At 68.2% G+C, this 783-nt stretch carries 1 protein-coding gene; it reads left to right on the top strand.

Annotation, left to right across the window (positions count from 1 at the left end; translation table 11 throughout):
• The coding region (locus IG04_RS0141770; protein WP_030482285.1) for a transposase at positions 1-783 on the top strand (783 nt) is incomplete at both ends.

Below are 783 nucleotides of genomic sequence, written 5' to 3'. Positions count from 1 at the left end.
TGCGGGAACGGTTCGGGCTGGCCGCCCAGCCGGCGATCCGGGTGATCGGCAAGACCGTGGACGCCTGCACGACCCTGCGGGCCAATCTCAAGGCAGGCAACTATGGGCTGCCTGGGTCGGACCGGCGCCGCAAGGTCGAGGGCACCCCGATCAGGTTCCGTCCGCAGGCGGGGCAGCCGTTCGACGCCCGTTGTCTGTCCTGGCAGTTCGGTGACGCGGGCCGTGACGGGACGGTGTCGATCTGGACGGTCGCCGGTCGGCTCCGCGGTGTGCGGATCGTCGGAAATCCCCGGCATCTGGCTCTGCTGCGTTCCCGGCTGGTGATCGGGGAAACCGATCTGCTGTACCGGGACGGGGTGTGGCTGCTGCACGCCGTTGTCGACGGTCCCGAGGCCGCCCGGCGGGAACCGGTGAACGGGTTCGTCGGGGTCGATCTGGGTATCGTGAACATCGCGACCACCTCTGACGGTGACCGGTTCTGCGGGTCGCGCCTGAACCGCTACCGTGAACGCCAGCAGCGAATCCGGACACGGTTGCAGGCCAGGAAGACCTCCTCCGCGAGACGGCTGCTCAAGAAACGCCGCCGCAAGGAGGCACGGTTCGCGGCCGACGTGAACCACCGGATCAGCAAGAACATCGTGGCCGAGGCTGAACGCACCGGACGCGGGATCGCCGTCGAGGAATTGACGGGAATCCGCGTCCGGGTACGGCTTCGCAAGCCCCAACGGGCCACGCTGCACTCCTGGGCGTTCGCCCAGCTCGGTCAGTTCCTGACCTACAAGG

This window comes from Lentzea albidocapillata (assembly GCF_000719115.1).
Classification (GTDB): domain Bacteria; phylum Actinomycetota; class Actinomycetes; order Mycobacteriales; family Pseudonocardiaceae; genus Lentzea; species Lentzea albidocapillata.
Note: the sequence above shows the minus strand (reverse complement) of the source record. Positions and strands in the feature narration are given on the sequence as shown.